The 16,467-nt window shown below is 71.0% G+C and carries 16 protein-coding genes and 1 tRNA gene; 9 read left to right on the forward strand and 8 right to left on the reverse strand.

Annotation, left to right across the window (positions count from 1 at the left end):
- Window positions 1-46: 46 nt before the first annotated feature.
- Window positions 47-361, forward strand: coding sequence for a YkvA family protein (locus FOF48_RS20490; RefSeq protein ID WP_143904171.1), 315 nt, complete (start codon window positions 47-49; stop codon window positions 359-361).
- Window positions 362-364: 3 nt separating this feature from the next.
- Here FOF48_RS20490 and FOF48_RS20495 read toward each other — a convergent pair whose 3' ends face one another.
- The 4 genes from FOF48_RS20495 to FOF48_RS20510 all read right to left on the reverse strand — a co-directional run bounded on the left by FOF48_RS20495 (window position 365) and on the right by FOF48_RS20510 (window position 5,446).
- Entirely contained in the window at window positions 365-997 is a 633-nt protein-coding gene (locus FOF48_RS20495) for a phospholipid scramblase-related protein (RefSeq protein WP_143904173.1), read from the reverse strand.
- Between the two features lie 44 nt (window positions 998-1,041).
- On the reverse strand, window positions 1,042-2,163 hold the full coding sequence (locus FOF48_RS20500) for a hypothetical protein (RefSeq protein ID WP_143904176.1): 1,122 nt from the start codon (window positions 2,161-2,163) through the stop codon (window positions 1,042-1,044).
- 92 nt (window positions 2,164-2,255) lie between these two features.
- Window positions 2,256-4,967, reverse strand: coding sequence for a VIT domain-containing protein (locus FOF48_RS20505; RefSeq protein ID WP_143904178.1), 2,712 nt, complete (start codon window positions 4,965-4,967; stop codon window positions 2,256-2,258).
- Entirely contained in the window at window positions 4,964-5,446 is a 483-nt protein-coding gene (locus tag FOF48_RS20510) for a helix-turn-helix domain-containing protein (protein ID WP_143904180.1), read from the reverse strand. The genes FOF48_RS20505 and FOF48_RS20510 overlap by 4 nt, the downstream gene beginning before the upstream one ends.
- A gap of 117 nt (window positions 5,447-5,563) precedes the next feature.
- Between FOF48_RS20510 and FOF48_RS20515 the strand changes: the two genes are divergently transcribed.
- Together FOF48_RS20515 and FOF48_RS20520 are read left to right on the forward strand one after the other, a co-directional pair.
- Window positions 5,564-6,043 (forward strand): DUF2721 domain-containing protein, encoded by a 480-nt coding sequence (locus tag FOF48_RS20515; protein WP_143904182.1) that lies wholly within the window; start codon window positions 5,564-5,566, stop codon window positions 6,041-6,043.
- Between the two features lie 138 nt (window positions 6,044-6,181).
- Window positions 6,182-6,697 carry a peptidylprolyl isomerase gene (locus tag FOF48_RS20520; protein ID WP_143904184.1) on the forward strand — a complete coding sequence of 172 codons (516 nt, stop codon included), beginning with the start codon at window positions 6,182-6,184 and terminating at the stop codon, window positions 6,695-6,697.
- Window positions 6,698-6,760: 63 nt separating this feature from the next.
- Here FOF48_RS20520 and FOF48_RS20525 read toward each other — a convergent pair whose 3' ends face one another.
- Window positions 6,761-7,582 (reverse strand): slipin family protein, encoded by an 822-nt coding sequence (locus tag FOF48_RS20525; protein WP_143904186.1) that lies wholly within the window; start codon window positions 7,580-7,582, stop codon window positions 6,761-6,763.
- Complete coding sequence (locus tag FOF48_RS20530; protein ID WP_143904188.1) at window positions 7,579-8,940, reverse strand: nodulation protein NfeD; 1,362 nt, start codon at window positions 8,938-8,940, stop codon at window positions 7,579-7,581. The genes FOF48_RS20525 and FOF48_RS20530 overlap by 4 nt, the downstream gene beginning before the upstream one ends.
- A 232-nt stretch (window positions 8,941-9,172) precedes the next feature.
- Here FOF48_RS20530 and FOF48_RS20535 point away from each other — a divergent pair, with 232 nt between their 5' ends.
- Together FOF48_RS20535 and FOF48_RS20540 are read left to right on the forward strand one after the other, a co-directional pair.
- A complete protein-coding gene (locus FOF48_RS20535) occupies window positions 9,173-9,391 on the forward strand; it encodes a hypothetical protein (protein WP_143904190.1) in 219 nt (72 codons plus the stop codon).
- A 10-nt stretch (window positions 9,392-9,401) separates the two neighbouring features.
- Window positions 9,402-11,000 carry an amidohydrolase gene (locus FOF48_RS20540; protein WP_143904192.1) on the forward strand — a complete coding sequence of 533 codons (1,599 nt, stop codon included), beginning with the start codon at window positions 9,402-9,404 and terminating at the stop codon, window positions 10,998-11,000.
- Between the two features lie 13 nt (window positions 11,001-11,013).
- On the opposite strand, the gene nhaR is transcribed toward FOF48_RS20540, so the two are convergent.
- Window positions 11,014-11,913 carry a transcriptional activator NhaR gene (gene nhaR, locus FOF48_RS20545; protein ID WP_143904194.1) on the reverse strand — a complete coding sequence of 300 codons (900 nt, stop codon included), beginning with the start codon at window positions 11,911-11,913 and terminating at the stop codon, window positions 11,014-11,016.
- A 123-nt stretch (window positions 11,914-12,036) separates the two neighbouring features.
- Between nhaR and FOF48_RS20550 the strand changes: the two genes are divergently transcribed.
- Both FOF48_RS20550 and FOF48_RS20555 read left to right on the forward strand, forming a co-directional pair.
- On the forward strand, window positions 12,037-12,837 hold the full coding sequence (locus FOF48_RS20550; protein WP_143904196.1) for a sigma-70 family RNA polymerase sigma factor: 801 nt from the start codon (window positions 12,037-12,039) through the stop codon (window positions 12,835-12,837).
- An 88-nt stretch (window positions 12,838-12,925) separates the two neighbouring features.
- Window positions 12,926-12,998 (forward strand) — tRNA-Phe (locus FOF48_RS20555).
- Window positions 12,999-13,089: 91 nt separating this feature from the next.
- Here the strand turns inward: FOF48_RS20555 and FOF48_RS20560 are convergent.
- Window positions 13,090-13,566, reverse strand: a complete 477-nt coding sequence (locus FOF48_RS20560; RefSeq protein ID WP_186001987.1) for a hypothetical protein — start codon at window positions 13,564-13,566, stop codon at window positions 13,090-13,092.
- A gap of 381 nt (window positions 13,567-13,947) precedes the next feature.
- On the opposite strand from FOF48_RS20560, the gene FOF48_RS20565 reads away from it, so the two are divergent.
- Together FOF48_RS20565 and FOF48_RS20570 are read left to right on the forward strand one after the other, a co-directional pair.
- Entirely contained in the window at window positions 13,948-15,822 is a 1,875-nt protein-coding gene (locus tag FOF48_RS20565) for a hypothetical protein (protein ID WP_143904199.1), read from the forward strand.
- A gap of 29 nt (window positions 15,823-15,851) precedes the next feature.
- Window positions 15,852-16,394, forward strand: a complete 543-nt coding sequence (locus FOF48_RS20570; RefSeq protein ID WP_143904201.1) for a hypothetical protein — start codon at window positions 15,852-15,854, stop codon at window positions 16,392-16,394.
- Window positions 16,395-16,467 lie beyond the last annotated feature (73 nt).

Genomic DNA, 16,467 nt, shown 5'->3' on the forward strand with positions numbered 1-16,467 from the left:
GCACGGAAGGTGCAATCATCCGCGTCCCCCATGCGTAGGGAGGGGTATGAACATCGCAGGCCTTCGAGGGATGGGCGTCCGCTTCTTCCAGTACGTGCGCGACCCCCGGGTGGCGACGTGGCGGAAGCTGTCCGGGCTGCTGGCCGTCCTGTACTTCTTGTCGCCCGTGGACGCGATCCCGGACTTCATCCCGGTGTTCGGCTGGTTGGACGACCTGGGCGTGCTGTCGGCGGCGGCCTTCTTCATGGTGCGCGAGGTGCAGCGCTGGCGTCCCGCCTCGCCGTCCGAGGAGACGTTCGACGGCCTGCCGCGCGACGAAGCGGGGCGGCCGCGCGTGCCCACGCTGCACCGCGACAGCTAGCCGTCAGCCGCCGTTGTTGTCCTCGAAGTGCACGAAGTCGATGAGGAACGTGGCGGCCACCACCAGCGTCCGCAGGTGCGGGTCGCGCAGGCCGTTGAACTGGACGCCGAAGTTGTCCGCGTCCGTGAACAGCTCCTTGCCGAAGCCGCTCCACTTCTTGGCGATGGTGCCCACCTCGCGGCCCTGCTGCTCCACGTTGAACGTCCACGGCTTGAAGAACGGCCCGCTCAGCTGGGCCAGCTCTTCGTCGCGGGGCCCCAGCACGTCGTAGGCGCGGGTGAAGAAGCGGAAGCGCTGCTGGATGGCGCCCAGGTGCCGCCCCTCGCCGTCCTCCACCTCCATCCGGGACAGCCAGAAGCGCCACGGACGGCGCAGCCGCAGCAGCGTCTCTCCGCGCGCGGACTTCAGCTCCATGGTGAAGGGCCGCTTCGCCTTGAGGAGGTTGCGCAGCAGGAACAGCCCGATGCCGCCGCCCACCTCGCCCGCGAAGAAGAGCGGGCGCCCGTCGTCCCCCACCACCTCGTAGCGGTTGCGGCCCTCGAAGCCGGTGAGGATCTCCCCCCACTCCTTCACCTGCCGCACGCGCAGCGCGTGCGCATCACGCAAGAGAATCAAGGCCTGGGACTCGACGGACATGGGCGGGGCTCCGGGACGGCGGAAGGAAGCAGGAGGGCAGCAGTCTAGAACCGTCCGAGCATCGCGAGGCCCATTCCTCCGTGGCGCCCCAGCGCCGCCGGGATGACGGACACGGCCGGGGCGTCGTCCGGCGCATCGAAGTCGCGCGTGAGGAAGAGGGTCGTCCCCAGGCCGGCCACCGCGCCCACGGCGGTGCCCACCAGGATGGCATCCCCGTGGTTGTCGCCCAGCACCAGGAACATGGCGCTCAGGCCCACGAGGCCCCCCAGGATGCCGCCCGCGTCGACGAGCAGCACCCGGCCCCGGGAGATGTCCAGGTCGCGCGACAGCAGCGCGAAGGTAATCAGGCCCGCGCCCACCACGCCCTGCTCGATGCCGAAGAACGCGCGCGTGTCGTTGCTGTCCTGCGTGGCCATCAGCAGCGCCGCCACCACGCCCGCCCACAGGCCGCCGGAGTTCGCCATCGACACCTGTCCGGCGGTGGGATGCGCGAACTCCGCCACCAGGATGCCCAGGCCCGTGAAGCCCAGCGCCCCCACCATCACCGCCCTCGTGGCGGCGTCGCTCTCCAGCTCGAACGAGCCGATGGACGCAAGGCCAAAGCCGAAGCCCCACACCGTGCCGGAGTTGATGGCCGCCGCCTGTCCCAGCGTCAGCCCGCCCCGGGTGAGGAGCAGCGAGGCCGCCGCGCCCGCGCTGCCGCCCAGCAGTGACATCCCCACGAACGCGCGCGTGTCCACGCAGTGGGCGATGGAGCACAGCAGGATGCCCTGGGTGACGCCGTGAAGCGTCTGCACGATGGTCAGCGACGCCCGGGCCCCCCGCGAGGTGCCTTCTTTCGACGACACCGGCGACGACGCCGGCCGCGCCAGCGTGTCCTGCGCCAGCCGGGCACCCGGCTCCAGCCGCGTCCGCGCCAGCCGCGCCAGCTCCGGCGCGTACGGATGCTGGGGACACACCTCCAGCACGTGCTCCAGTGCCTTCACCGCCCGCGCATCCTCTCCGCGCACCAGCGCGTCGAACCCCGCCGCGTAGTCGGACTCGGCGGCGCACGCCTCCGGAACCTCCACGAGTGGGGGGACGGACATGGGCGCCGCGCCCGCTGGCGGAGGCGTGCCCGGCTGCGCGGCGACGAAGAGGGTCAGGATGAAGGGCGCGAGGAGCATGGCGTCGTCACCCTAGCCGAGCCCCGGGAGAAGCCGGGAGCCCGGCCCCGCTGCTTCGCGAAGGCCGGGTCACGGGTGACGAGCGGCATGGCCTACCGCGTCGCCAGCGTCTCCACGTGCTGGCGGAGCGCGGCCGCGTCCCCCAGCCGCCCCCCCAGGCCCGGGAGGGGCTTCGCGGCCTGCTCGATGCGGCCCCGGGTGCGCGGGCCCGCCACCAGCCACGCGACGCCCAGCGCCAGCTCCGCGACGTCCGGCGCATGGCTGAGCTGCGCGGCCAGCGCCAGCAGCGCGTCCACGGCCTTCTTCACCTGCGCGCCGTGCAGCGGGTGGTTGCTGGTGATGCCTTCGCGCAGCAGCGCCAGCAGCGCGCGCGCGGTGGCGCGGGCCTGGCGCACGGGCTCCGGGTCCGTGCCCCCTCCAGCCCACAGGCCGTTCGCGAGCTGCTGGCCCAGCAGGCTGCCCACGTCCTCGGTGGCCCCCGGGGCATCCGCCAGGGCGGGCAGTGGCGCGGCTTCCTCCTGCTCGTAGAGCGTCTCGGCCTTGTCCTTCTGGGCGTGCATCTCCTGCGCTGGCGCGGGCGGCGCCATCGATGCCTTCCGCGGCTTCGCGGCGGACATCAGCCGGTCCATGAACCCGCCCTTCTTCTTCGCGGACTCCTGCTCCTTCGGGGCGGTCCAGGGGCCGGCGGCCACGACGGCGTCCGCCTCATCCGCATGGAAGGACGACCCGGTGGTGGGCTCCGGTCCCAGCTCGGGCGCGGGGGCGGATATTCTCGCAGGGGGGGGCGGCGCTGCGGCGCCCCTCGAGCGGCTGCCCGACATGGGGGCCACGGCGCTGGGGCTGGGCGCCGCAGCCGCGGGGGGCAGACCCCCGGGGGCGGGCATCCGATTCCTTCCGTAGCCTCCGGCATCCCTCTTCTCGAACCCGCCTGGCGCGAACTCATCGTCGTCCGTCGCGGGCACACCCTGGCCAGACAGACTCCAGCCCGCGGGCGCGCTCACCGGCACCACGCGCGTCTCCGGCGTGCCCGACGCGCGGCGCTCACCCTGGCGCTCCTCCACCACCACGAAGGACGTGTACTTCGTCGCCAGCTGGTGCTCGATGGCGAGCCGCACGATGCGCTCCTTCATCGCCTCCGCGCGCCGGCCCACGAGGCCCGCGTCCATCCAGCCCCGGATGCGCTCGGCGGCCCACAACTTCTCCACCACCGGCCGGTCCGACAGCGCGGGCAGCTCCAGCCGCACCGTGAGGGAGAAGGGCTCGCGGCCCGACTTTCCCTTCAGCGTCATGCTGCCCGTGCCCCCTTGCGCATAGCGCCCGAAGAGCGTCCAGGGCGTGCCATCCACCAGGGGCGGCAGCGTGGCGGGAGCCAGCTCACTGGCCTCCACGCCGTCGAAGCGCACCTCCAGGTCGGTGACGCGCGGCGCGAGCGCCCGGGAGAACTGCGCCACCACCTTCTCGTCGATGCGCTCTCCCGGATGGATGAACTCCACCGCTCCGTCCGTGCGCCGCGCCAGGTCGCGCAGCAGCGCGTCGCTCACGTTGGTGCCGATGCCGAAGGAGAACACCCGCCCCGCCCCGCGCGCGGCGAGCACCGCCTCGAGGATCTCCGACTCGTTGCCCACCTGTCCGTCCGTCAGCAGCACCACCACGCCGTCCGGCGCGGCCCGCATCGCGGTGACGAGCGGCTCCAGCAGCTCCGTGCCGCCGTAGGCGCGCAGCCTCGCGACCCACGCATCCGCCTGCTCCAGCGTGCGCTGGGTGAAGGGCACCGGCGCCGGAGAGAAGCTCTGGAAGGAGTCCGAGAAGGCGATGACGTTGAAGCGGTCGCCTTCGCGCAGGTGGCGCAGGCACAGCCGGAGCGCGGCCTGGGCCTGGGGCAGGCTCTCCCCGGCCATGGAGCCGGAGGTGTCCACGACGAACACCACCTCCTGCCGGGGCGGCGCCGCGGCCAGGTTGAGCAGGTCCGGCACCACCGTGAGCGCGAAGGTGCCCGGCCCGTCCCCCTTGCGGTGGGTGACGACGGGCGTGAGCATCACGTCCGGGTTGGCGTTGCGCAGCGTGAGCACCACGTCCCGGTCCAGCGCCACCTCGTCGGAGCCCAGCTTCCCGTTCGAGGAGTCGCGCTGGAGGCTCACCCGCGTCCGCGTCCCATCCCGCGCGACGGTGAGCCGGTGGGACGGGCTCTCCACCACCACCTCCCGGCCCACGTCGATGAGCAGGTTCATGCGCAGCCCGTAGTCCACGTGGGGGGCCTCGGGCGGGGAGATGCGGTCCGCGTCTGGCACCCGCGTCGTCGGGGTCGCGAAGCCATGGGAGGTGCGGTCGCCGCGCGCCGTGCCGGGGATATACCGGGGCGCCACCAGCGTGGGCAGCATCCAGCGCACGCTGCCCTCCTCCGCGGTGAGCGTCTGGAGGAACTCCACCTCCACCAGCGTCTCCTCTCCCGGCAGCAGGTTGCCCACCTGCGCGGTGAAGACGTTGGCGCGCTCCTGGTCCAGCAGCGCCGCGCCGTGGCCCTGGGTGATGGCGTCGTCGTAGGCGCGGAAGGCCTCCTCGCGCTCCTTCACCACGCCCGCCACGCGGCGGCCCGCGCACGTCATGGAGAAGGCGCTGAGCGTCGCGTCCGAGGGCAGCGGGAAGATGTAGACGGCCTCCACCGGCTTCTTCTCGTCGTTGCGGTAGCGCTGCGTCACGCGCACCCGCGCATGCCCCCCGAGCAGCTCACCGGAGACTTCCACCCCTTGGAGGGGCACCTGGGCCCCGTCGCGCGTGAACAGCCCACACTTCGCCTGCTCGTTCATGACTGCGTTCCTTCCTCGGACTCCTGAATGAGGGCGCGCACCCGCTCCGCCAGCGCCCGGACCTTCGCTTCCGCCTGCTCCGACACGTGCAATTCCAACCCCGGCGCCAGGAGCCAGCGCTGGTAACGCGCCACCTCCACCGTCGGGTCTTTGCCCGGGCGCCGCGGGGGCGGCGGGGGCGGTGCTTCCGGCAGCGTCACGGGCCCCACGGGCGTCTCCGCCAGCCGGAGCAGCTCCTCCGGCGACAGCCGCTGGAGCTCCACCTGGATGGCGTCCAGCGGCATGAACCGCGCCTGGAGCACCCGGATGGCCTTGAGCCGCACCCGGTGCTCCTCGCCGTACACGGTGTCCGGCCCCTTGAAGGGCGGCGCGGGCAGGAGGCCCCGCTGGACGTAGTAGCGGACCGTGCGCGCGGAGACCCCCACCTCCTCCGCCAACGCGGCCAGCTTCCATTCGGTCTGTGTCTTGGGCGTGCTCACGAACCTGACAGTAGGTCGTGACAGTTTTGGTGTCAAGATTCCGGTGTTGATTCGCCACTGCTGGTGTCGGGATGGACCGGGGTGGCGGCCGGGCGGGCGGTGGGTCAGAAGGAGGCCATGAACGTCGGCATGGCGGGGTTGGACCCTTCGTCCATCCAGCTCATCGGGACGGCGGTGACGCCCGCGGTGATGGTGTCCGGGTGCGGCATCCTGGCGACCGGGCTGGACAACCAGATTTCGCGCATCACCGCCCGCATGCGGGACATGGTCCGTGAATGGCGCACGCTGCCAGAGGGGCACGCGCGCCGGGCGCTCCTGCGCGAGGAGGTGGCCATCATGGACCGGCGCCACGCCATCCTCGCGCGGGCCATCGGCTTCACCTACGCGGCGCTCCTGGCCTTCGTGGTGACGTCGCTGCTGTACCTGCTGCGCCGCAGCGTCCCGGTGCCGGAGGAGCTGCCGGTGCTGTCCTTCTCCCTGGGCGTGGGCCTGCTGGGCTCCACGGCGGTGCTGGCGCTGGCCTCGCTGCGCCTGAGCCGCCGCGCCATCACGCTGGAGCGCGAGGACCTCTTCCGAGACGGCCCTCCCGGTGCCTGAATTTGTTCCGCAGCGCACGCGACGGTGCTAGCTGCTGCCTTCGAGACGCGCGGGTCTGGTAGGTCCCGGGGCCGCGCGCCGGATCTCGCGCTGATATCCAAAGCCTCTGGCTCAACCCACACCGTGGAGCACGTGAACATGGCAAACACCAAGGTCTTCTTCGACATGTCGATTGGTGGCCAGCCCGCCGGCCGCATCGTGATGGAGCTGTTCTCCGACGACGTTCCCAAGACCGCCGAGAACTTCCGCGCCCTGTGCACGGGCGAGAAGGGCATTGGCCGCAGCGGCAAGCCGCTGCACTACAAGGGCTCGTCCTTCCACCGCGTCATCCCGCAGTTCATGTGCCAGGGCGGCGACTTCACCGCCGGCAACGGCACGGGCGGCGAGTCCATCTACGGTGAGAAGTTCGCGGACGAGAACTTCAAGCACAAGCACACCGGCGAGGGCTTCCTGTCCATGGCGAACGCGGGCCGCAACACCAACGGCTCGCAGTTCTTCCTCACCACCATTCCGACGCCGTGGCTCGACGGCAAGCACGTCGTCTTCGGCAAGGTCGTCGAAGGCATGGACGTGGTGAAGAAGATCGAGGGCGTGGGCAGCCAGTCCGGCGCGACGCGCCAGCCCGTGAAGATCGAGGACAGCGGCCAGCTGTAATCCCGCCGCCCGCTTCACCCAGGAGGTCCACCCACGCACCCGCGCGGGTGGACCTTCGTCGTTTCAGGAGAGGCCGTGGGACGCGTCCTCGTCCTCCTCGTCGCGGGCCTCCTCCGGGCGGAAGGGCCGCGCGGGCACCGCGCCGAACGCGCGCAGCAGCTCCAGCGGGATGGGCAGGATGGTGTGGTTTCCGCCGCCGGTGATTTCGACCAGCGTCTGCAGGTAGCGCAGCTGGAGCGTGGCGGGGTTGCGGCTGAGCACGTCGGCGGCCTGGGCGAGCTTCTCGGCGGCCTGGTGTTCGCCCTCCGCGGCGATGATCTTCGCGCGGCGCTCGCGTTCGGCCTCGGCCTGCCGCGCGATGGCCCGCTGCATCTCCAGGGGCAGGTCGATGTGCTTCACCTCCACGTTGGAGACCTTGATGCCCCACGGGCCGGTGCGCGCGTCCAGCACCTGCTGGAGCTCATGGTTGATGCGCTCGCGCTGGGACAGCAAATCATCCAGCTCCACCTGGCCCAGGATGGCGCGCAGCGTGGTCTGGGCGATCTGGCTGGTGGCGTAGAGGTAGTCCTCCACCTGGAGCACGGCCCGGTCCGCCTGGATGACGCGGAAGTAGACGACGGCGTTGACCTTCACGCTGACGTTGTCCTTGGTGATGACGTCCTGCGGGGGCACGTCGCGCGCCACGGTGCGCAGGTCGATGATGACCATCCGTTCGATGAAGGGGATGAGCCAGCGGAAGCCCGCGCGCTTGAGGCCCACGAAGCGGCCCAGTCGGAACACGACGCCGTTCTGGTACTCGGTGACGATGCGCACGCCGGAGACGAAGAGGAGGAACAACAGGCCCAGCGGGATGATCAGCCCCAGGGCGCCGAACAGATTGTTCATGGCATCGCCTCCGCGACGGTGAGGGTGAGCCCCTCCACGGCGCGCACCACGACGCGGGCGCCCTCGTGGATGGGGGTGAAGGAGACGGCCCGCCAGCGCTCGCCGTGGACGAACACCTCGCCGCCCGTGGACGTGACGGGACCCAGCGCAGTGCCCGCCTCGCCGACGAGCCCCGCGTCTCCGCCCCGCTGCGGCAGCCCGCGCGTCTGGGCGCTGCGATACGCGAGGAAGGCCGCGGTCCCGGCGAGCACCAGGGCCGTGGGCAGCATCACGCCCCACGAAGGGCGGAAGGATGGATCCACGAACCAGCCGGGCTCGAAGCGGTCCACCAGGAACACGCCGCCCAGGAGCAACAGGCTCACGCCCGCCGCGCCCAGCAGACCGCTGGTGACGAAGAGCTCCGCGAGGATGAGCCCCACGCCCGCGAGCATCAACACCAGCGCCCCCGAGCGCACCGGCAGCGTGGAGGACGCCATCAAGGCGAGCACCAGCGCCACGATGCCCACGAGCCCCGGCGCCACCGCGCCCGGATGGGACAGCTCCGCCACCAACCCCAGCGCCGCGACCAGGAACAACAGGTAGACGAGGGACGGCTGCGCGAGCGCGTGCACCACCTGCTGGGCCACCCCCGGCTCGAGCGACACGACGCGGGCGTCGCGAGTGACGAGCGTCACGGTGTCGCCGCCCGCCACCTCCACGCGGCGGCCGTCGACGGCGGCGAGGAACGCGGCCTCGGTGGGCACGACGAACTCCACCACGTGAAGGGCCACGGCGCGGTCCGCGGGGATGCTGGCGCTGTCGCGCACGGCGATCGAGGCCCACTCCGCGTCCCGGCCCCGCTGACGGGCCAGTCCTTCCGCGAAGGCGACGGTGTCGTTCTCGATCTTCCGGGCGAGCTGCGTCCCCCCGGCCGCCTCCAGGTCCTCACCTCCCGGCCCCACCGGGTGCGCGGCGCCGATGTTCGTCCCGGGGGCCATCGCGCTCACGTTCGACGCGAGCGCGATGAACACGCCCGCGCTGCCGGCATGCGCGCCGGACGGGCCCACCCAGACGAGCACGGGGACGCGCGAGCCCAGGAACGCACGCACGACGGCGCGGGTGGCCTCCAGCTCGCCCCCAGGCGTGTCCAGCCGCACGAGCAGCGCCGTGGCGCCACTGGCCTCCGCGCGCTTCACGCAGTCCGCGAGGTAGGCGCCCGACCCGGCATCCACCACGCCCTCCAGCTCACACCGGGTGACGAGGGGCGCGGCGGGCGCGGGGGCGGCGGACGCGAGGAGGGAGCCTGCGAAGCACAGGGCCATGAGCCAGCCCCAGAGGACGTGAAGGCGAAAGCGCTTGCTGTCGACGTGCTCCCGCATGGCCACCGCATCCCCCGGGTGCGCGCCCCTCGCGCGCACGCGCTTGCACAACGGTGTGCATCGAACGTTCGGCTGACAGGGGGCCGAAGCCGGGGGCCTGGGGAGCGTGCGGGCAGGAAGGGCCCGGAGTCCCGCCTGTGCATCCAATGGTGGACGTTGAAGGGGATGCGCGTTGCGGGGGGAGGGCGCACCTCCCTAGGGTCGGTCTCACGCTGTGCTCCCAGGAGGTTTCATGCGCCGTGCCGTGCTGCTCATCGCTGCTCTGGGCCTGACCGCGGGAGCGGTGGCCTGCAAGACCACCCAGCCCGCCGGGACGGAGAACCAGGTCCCCATCCAGGGGCCGGACACGGTCCGCGAGCCCATCCAGAACGTGCCCGACGAGCCGAGCGGCCCCGCGGCCCCCATCGAAGCGCCGGGCGTGGATGGTGGCTTCCCCGAGGGAGGTGGGTAGGCTCCGCCGCATGACGGACGAGACCACGGTCTACAGGGCGGAGCGCGTGTGGACGCTGGATCCAGCGCGTCCGCGCGCGTCCGCGTTGGCGGTGCGCGCCGGACGGCTGCTCGCGGTGGGGACGCTCGCGGAGGTGCGCGCCGTCGCTGGTTCGCGAGCGCGTGAAGTGGACCTGGGGCGGGCCACGGTGGTGCCCGGGCTGGTGGATGCGCACGCGCACCTGCACGGCCTGGGGCGGAGCCTGACCACGGTGCGCCTGGAGGATGCGCCCTCGGTGGAGGACGTCGTCCAGCGGTTGGCGAAGGCGCCCGCGTCGAGCTTCCAGGGAGACTGGCTGCTCGGAAAGGGGTGGGATCAGAACGCGTGGCCGGGCGCCGCGTTCCCTGGCCGCGCCGAGCTGGATGCGCGCTTCCCCACGACGCCGGTGTTCCTCACGCGGGTGGACCACCACGCGGCGTGGGTGAACGGCGAGGCGCTGCGCCGCGCGGGCATCACCCGGCACACGGAGGATCCGCGCGGAGGCCGCATCCTCCGGGATGCGAAGGGCGAACCCACCGGAGTCCTCGTGGACAACGCCATGGACCTGCTGGACGCCTTCATCCCCGCGCCCACGAGCGAACAGCTGGAGGGCCGGCTGCGAGCGGCGCTGGAGCGCTGCGCGCGGGTGGGGCTCACGGGCGTGCACGACGCGGGCATGGACCTGGGGGCGTTCCGGACGTTGCAGGCGTGGGACGCGGCGGGGACGCTGCCCCTGCGCGTGTATGCGATGGCCGCGGGGCAGGGCGAGGAGCGCCACGGCTACCTGGCGCAGGGGCCATGGCAGGGGCGGCACCTGTCGATGCGCGCGGTGAAGTTCCTGGCGGACGGCGCGCTGGGCAGCCGCGGCGCGGCGCTGCATGAGGATTACAGCGACGAGCCCGGCCAGCGTGGCTTGCTGCTCCTCGCGCCGGAGGAGCTCGAGGCCCGGGCCCAGGCCTTCATGGCCCGGGGCTTCCAGGTGTGCATCCATGCCATTGGAGACCGTGCCAATACATTGGTCGTGGACGTGCTCTTGCGCGGGGCGGAGCGGACGGGCACGCAGGCGCTGCGGCACCGCGTGGAGCACGCGCAGATCTTGCGGTGGGAGGACATCCAGAGGCTCGGCGCCGCGGGGCTGGTGGCCAGCGTGCAGCCCACGCACGCCACCAGCGACATGCGCTGGGCGGAGACGCGGCTGGGGCGCGAGCGGCTGAAGGGCGCGTATGCGTGGCGCGCGTTGAAGGACGCGGGCGCGCACCTGGCGCTGGGCAGTGACTTCCCCATCGAGAACCCGGACGTGCTCGCGGGGCTCTACGCGGCGCGCACGCGGCAGGATGCGAAGGGTTGGCCGGAGGGCGGCTGGCATCCCCAGGAGCGCCTGAGCGCGGCCGAGGCGCTGGAGGGCTTCACGGTGGGGCCCGCGTGGGCGTCCTTCGAGGAGTCGCGGCGCGGACGACTGATGCCCGGCCTGGACGCGGACTTCGTCGCGCTGTCGGAGGACCCCGTGGAGGGGCCCGCGTCGGCGCTGGTGGACGCGCGCGTGCTGGCCACGGTGGTGGCGGGCGCGGAGGTGTTCCGGGCCGTGGCGTGAAGGCCCTGGAGCCTCACCCGCCGAAGATGTGCGAGCGCGCGGCCTCGGCGATGGCGACGACGGCGGGGTGGCGCAGGCGGCGCTCCACGGTGATGGCGTAGAAGCACTGCTCGATTTCGTCGGTGTGGCCGATGGCGGTGACGTCGAACTGCCGCTGCACCTCGGCGTCGATGATGGAGGGCATGGCGAAGATGCCGTGGCCCTTCTGGCCGAAGGCCTGGAGCAGCGCGCTGTCGTCGAAGTCGCCGGCGATGAGGGGCCGGACGCCGCGCCGTTCGAACCACAGGTCCAGCGAGCGGCGCACCGACGACTCCTCCGACGGCAGCAGCATGGGGGCACCATTCAGCGAGCGCGGGAAGTCCTTGCGCAGGTGCGCGAGCGGCTGGGCGGCGAAGAACGTCACCCCGCACTTGCCCAGCAGGTGGTTGAAGGAGCGGACGCTGACGGGCTCGGAGCCGGGCGCGTCCGCGAGCACCACGTCCAGCTCATGCAGCGCCAGCTGCGCGAGCAGCTGGGGCAGGGGGCTCTCACGGCAGATGATGCGCAGCGAGGGCCCCGCCTCCAGCGCGGGCTTGAGGAGCTGCTCGGCGACCAGCTTGGGGATGACATCCAGCACGCCCACGTTGAGGCGCAGCTGCTGTCCGGAGGGCAGGCCGGAGACGACGTTCTTCAGCTCATTGCCCAGGCGGAAGATCTCGTCCGCGTAGCGCATCACGGTGCGGCCCACGTCGGAGAGGACCAGCTTGCGGCCCTTGCGCTCGAAGAGCTGGTGGCCGAGCGACTCCTCCAGCAGCTTGATCTGCGCGCTGATGGTCGGCTGGGCGAGGTGCAGCTCCTCGCTCGCCCGGGCAATGCTGCCTGCCCGCGCAACCGTCCAGAAATACAGGAGATGGTGGTAGTTGAGCCAGGCCATGACTTAGGAATAACCGAAGGGTTCCATCCAAACTAGCTCATTTTATTAAGAGTGCCGCCCCCTTATTTCTATGCCCGTCACCGCGCGATGGGTGCGCGGAGGACTGATTGGGGAGGTGCGTTCATGGAAGCCATCTACGAAGAGCGCGTGTCCACGGTGGGGGGGATGGGGGCCGAGGTGGATTCGGCGGAAGTGGAACTGCGGGTGCGGGGGCACCTGCAGCTGGTCCGCCGGCTGGCCTGGAAGTACCGCTGGACGGGCCTGTCGCTGGAGGAGCTGATGGCGGAGGGCAACGTGGGCCTGGTGGAGGCGTCGCGCCGGTTCGAGGAGCGAGGGGTGCCGTTCGGCGCGTACGCGCAGCAGTGGATCCGCGCGCGCATCCGGGCCTACGTGTCGCGGACCTGGAGCGTGGCGGGCGGCCGGGCGCCCTGGATTGTCTTCCAGCTCCGGCGTGAGCGCGCGCGGCTGGAGGCCCGGTGGGGAGAGGGCCACCCCGAGGTGACGAAGCGGCTGGCGGAGGCGCTGGGCAAGCGGGAGGAGGAGGTGGCGCGGGGGACGGATGCGCTGGCGAAGGACGTGTCGTTGAACGCGCCGCTGGGGTGGGAGGGGGATGTGACGCGGCTGGACATGCTGGAGTCGGAGGAGGACTCGATGGAGGAGCGGGCCGACCGGGGGATGTGGGCGCGGAAGCTGCACCAGAGCGTGGAAGAGGCCTGGCCGGAGCTGGACGCGCGGGAGCGGGCGCTGGTGAAGGAGCGGATGTTGGCGGAGGACGGGGTGAGCGCGGAGCTGCTGGCCCAGCGCTTCGGGGTGACGGCGGTGCGGATCCGGCAGATTGAGCAGGGGCTGCGCCAGAAGCTGCGCCAGCGGCTGACGGAGGGGTGCACGGCCTGGGACGGCGCGGCACCCAGGCTGGCGGCCTGAGCGGGGGGCGAGGGACGTGCGGAGGAAAGAGGTTGACGGCGGCGGCAAGTGACCGTAAATCGGCCCTGCCGTTCGCGGCGCGCGGTACGCCCAAGTAGCTCAGTCGGTAGAGCAGGGGACTGAAAATCCCCGTGTCGGTGGTTCGATTCCGCCCTTGGGCACACAGCAGCAGGGAAATTCGAGGGCGTCAGACTCCAGTCTGACGCCCTTTCTTTTTGCGCACGCTTCACCGGCTCCTGGCGGGATGGGTCATCACGGAGGGCTGATGCGCCCGGGAGCGCCGTTGGCTCCCGTCACGGTGTGGCAGGAGGCGCAGGCCCCGGTGCTCTGAGGGGTGTTCATGGCCCACTGGGTTCCACCGTGGGTGATGCGAGCGGTGTAGGGGAACGCGAAGTCCTTGGCGTCGTCGGACTTGATGAAGAAGTTGCCAGAGGCATTGGTCTTCAGCGTGTATGCCTTCTGATTCGCGTCGGTGATGACGACCTGGGCGCCTTCGAGCCCCGCGCAGTCGTCCGCCTCGTGCGCGGTGGCCTGGATGGTGCCCGCCACCACGAACATCGGCCCTTCTCCGTGCTCCTCGCCTCCGCCGTGCCCCGGCCCTTCGCCGGGCCCTGCGCCTTCGTCGTGCCCTGAATGACATTGGATGCAGTCGCCACCGGGGTGCATCAGGGCGGAGCCATGGTCGTCGCCGGTCCACTTCAGGCCGGTGGAGCACTCGGAGGTGCTCACGGCCTCCAGGCCTCCTTCACTGCACCCCGTGAAGAGGATTCCAAGTGCGAAACACAACAGGAGTCTCGGTTGAAGGCGTTGGGGCATGAGGCACCTCTGGAGGGTGTGTGTCATTCCAGGTCCTCCAGTCTGGTCTGTCCATGCCGCGCGGCGTGGCGTTCCGCCCGGGTGGTTGGCAGTAAACGGGCTCGAAAGGAGTTGCCGCCGTGTCAGTTGTTTCGCGAACCAATGGGGCTCGGTCTCGGAACACGGTGAACAGGTGCTGGATGGCTTCGCGGATCTCGCTTCGGGTCATGGGCTTCATCCGGGAACCATGATGGAACGGTGAGGAATGCGGATGCGCTCGGAGGTGGATACTGCCTCCATTCCTGGAAGGTGGAGATGCGCGTCCGTCATTGGGGTGTCTGGGTCGTGTGCGGCTTGTCGCTGGGGTGCGCCACGCCGGGGCGTGTTGCCTCCTCGCCGGTATTCGCGGACCTGTCCGTCGAAGCGCTCGATGCCCGGCTCGGGGTGGTCGCGCCAGGGCCTGGAGGAGAATGGTGGGCCCTCGGGGTGGAGCCCTACAAGGTCTCCGAGGCGTCTGGTATCGAAGCCTATCGCAGCACCGATGAAGGCCGCTCCTGGCGGCCCGCGACGGAACTCTCCCAGGCATTGAATAGGGCACGGGCGGGAAACCACTCGAACGTCATCGACTTCCTGACCTGGTACACGCCCGAGGTGGGCCTCGTGGCGGGCCATCTCGGGCCGCGCATCTTCCGCACGACGGATGCTGGCAAGACATGGCACTCCGTCCCGCTGGTCGATAAGCAATGGATCTACACGTTGGCGCGCTCTGGCCCGCAGACCTGGATGTGTGGCTCCTCCGGACGCATCGTGCGCAGCGACGACCAGGGTGCGAGCTGGCAGGAACTGACCGCCACGCCCTTCAACGACAGGGACCGCTGCCGGGGGCTCTCCTTCGTCACGCCCGACCAGGGGTGGGCCGTGGGCACGATGGCCACGCTCTGGGCCACGGAGGATGGTGGCAACAGTTGGATGCCATTGGCGCCGCCTTCGCAGCCACCCCAGCGCTTCTCCTTCGGAGACCATGAGTCCCCGCCGGAGCTGCGCGATGTCCTGCGACTCACCCCGGAGCTGGGCTGGGTCCGGGGCTCCGGTGGGCTCTACAAGACAACCGATGGGGGCGGGACCTGGCAGGGCCCCGTTTCCGGAACCTCGTCCCTCCATGTCTCCTCCCTCAAGGATGGACGGCAGGTGCTGACCCAGACACCTCCGGACCTGCCGGTCGACCAGTGGGTCCCTTCCTTCGAACATGCCTGGGGGTTCCTCGGGGATACCGTGGTGGCCCTTTCAGTCCGGAGTGAACTCACGACCTTCATGGGAGGTCAGGCCCTCCGTCAGGGGCCGTTGCTCACGCGCGCTCAGGGGCGCGTCACCCGCCTGGATGGCTTCATCCAGCGAGGGCCTCGGCACTGGGTGGGATGGGTGGGCTCCCAACTCATGGCCACCCATGATTCGGGCCACTCCTGGTTCCGGCTAGGCGAGACGGCCGGTAGGCCCATCCATTCGCTGGTCGCGCTCGGGGGCGGGATCCTGCTCGCGGAGCTCTCCAGCGGCCAACTGCTGCGCTCATCGGATGATGGCCGCACCTGGAGTCCCGGTGAGGGGCTGGAGGACTACGATTTCGCGGTGGCCTCGGGACGCAAGCCTGGGACGAGAGCCCTCGCTCCCGGACAGCGGCAGGCGCCTCCTGAGAGCCCGCTGGCGTGCCTGCTTTCGACGCCCGATGCCATGCTCGAGGTCGGGTTCGATTCCGAGGGGTGCTACGGAGGAAAGACGAACACGTGGGAGCTGCGAGTCCGGAAGGAGGGGGCTTGGCTGAAGGGCGTCCGGCAGAGGGCCTTCCTGGAGGACGCCTATCGCGTGGATCAACGCCTGGACCGCGCAGTGGGGGAGCGGTTCCTGCGCGAGCTGGTGGACGCGGCGACCCGCTCCGAACAGGGGCCACCCTGCCAGTCGACCCTGGGGTTCGAGGTCCGGATGGCATGGTCCTGTGGTTCCGGTCTGTTCAAGACCTCCCGGCACGCGAGGTTCACGGGGGGCGCGTGCCTTCCCTGGCCAGTCTCCGACACAGGAACCCCTGAGCCGTACGCTCGCGCCGATGGCATCTTCCGTGCCGCCGAAGCGGTGCTGGAAGCGGCGGCGCCTGAACGCCAGACCGCCGTCCCGGGTGCACATCCGGGCGCGACGCGGTAGATGGGGGGACCCGGAGGAACATCAACGCAATGGACGCGAACGTGGTGGCGGAGCTGGAGAAGGCGGGCGTGAAGGTGGAGGACCCCATGCGCCTGTTCATCCCCGTGGAGCGGGACGAGCAGGGCCAGGTGAAGGTCGTGGGCGACGAGGTGCCCGTGCGCTTCGGTGACGTCACCGCCCACGTGCGCCTCCAGCCCGTGTCCGCGCTGTGGACCGGCAACAAGCAGCCGCCCGACTTCTCCCGGCCGCCCTTCCCCGACTACGAGCCGTTCTTCTTCCTCATCGAGGCCACGGCCGCCGGCTTCTGCCGCGACACCCGCCACGCGGAGGTCGACCAGGAGTTCTCCCAGCTGTACCGCCACCTCGCGCGCCGCCCGGACGGGCACCACAAGAACGCGCTCTTCTCCTATCTGCGCGCCGCCGCCCGCCTGTACCTGTCCCTGCGCGACGTCAGCCAGGCGGAGTTCGAGGCCGTCGCCCAGCGCCTCCACCAGTCCGCGCGCCTGCACGCCGCCCACGTCGGCAGCACGAACTACTTCCAGACCGTGCTGCGGCAGGTGCTGGGCGCCTAGGCCGTGTCTGATGGATGTGGGAGCGCCGGTTGTTGTCTCCGCAAGGAGGCAAGGCGAGATGATGCGCTACGAG

The organism is Corallococcus sp. Z5C101001 (genome assembly GCF_007352635.1).
GTDB lineage: Bacteria > Myxococcota > Myxococcia > Myxococcales > Myxococcaceae > Corallococcus > Corallococcus silvisoli.

Coding starts and splice junctions, on each gene's coding strand:
- FOF48_RS20490 (WP_143904171.1), top strand. CDS start 47: ATGAACATCGCAGGCCTTCGAGGGATGGGCGTCCGCTTCTTCCAGTAC.
- FOF48_RS20495 (WP_143904173.1), bottom strand. CDS start 997: ATGTCCGTCGAGTCCCAGGCCTTGATTCTCTTGCGTGATGCGCACGCG.
- FOF48_RS20500 (WP_143904176.1), bottom strand. CDS start 2,163: ATGCTCCTCGCGCCCTTCATCCTGACCCTCTTCGTCGCCGCGCAGCCG.
- FOF48_RS20505 (WP_143904178.1), bottom strand. CDS start 4,967: ATGAACGAGCAGGCGAAGTGTGGGCTGTTCACGCGCGACGGGGCCCAG.
- FOF48_RS20515 (WP_143904182.1), top strand. CDS start 5,564: ATGAACGTCGGCATGGCGGGGTTGGACCCTTCGTCCATCCAGCTCATC.
- FOF48_RS20520 (WP_143904184.1), top strand. CDS start 6,182: ATGGCAAACACCAAGGTCTTCTTCGACATGTCGATTGGTGGCCAGCCC.
- FOF48_RS20525 (WP_143904186.1), bottom strand. CDS start 7,582: ATGAACAATCTGTTCGGCGCCCTGGGGCTGATCATCCCGCTGGGCCTG.
- FOF48_RS20530 (WP_143904188.1), bottom strand. CDS start 8,940: ATGCGGGAGCACGTCGACAGCAAGCGCTTTCGCCTTCACGTCCTCTGG.
- FOF48_RS20535 (WP_143904190.1), top strand. CDS start 9,173: ATGCGCCGTGCCGTGCTGCTCATCGCTGCTCTGGGCCTGACCGCGGGA.
- FOF48_RS20540 (WP_143904192.1), top strand. CDS start 9,402: ATGACGGACGAGACCACGGTCTACAGGGCGGAGCGCGTGTGGACGCTG.
- nhaR (WP_143904194.1), bottom strand. CDS start 11,913: ATGGCCTGGCTCAACTACCACCATCTCCTGTATTTCTGGACGGTTGCG.
- FOF48_RS20550 (WP_143904196.1), top strand. CDS start 12,037: ATGGAAGCCATCTACGAAGAGCGCGTGTCCACGGTGGGGGGGATGGGG.
- FOF48_RS20565 (WP_143904199.1), top strand. CDS start 13,948: ATGCGCGTCCGTCATTGGGGTGTCTGGGTCGTGTGCGGCTTGTCGCTG.
- FOF48_RS20570 (WP_143904201.1), top strand. CDS start 15,852: ATGGACGCGAACGTGGTGGCGGAGCTGGAGAAGGCGGGCGTGAAGGTG.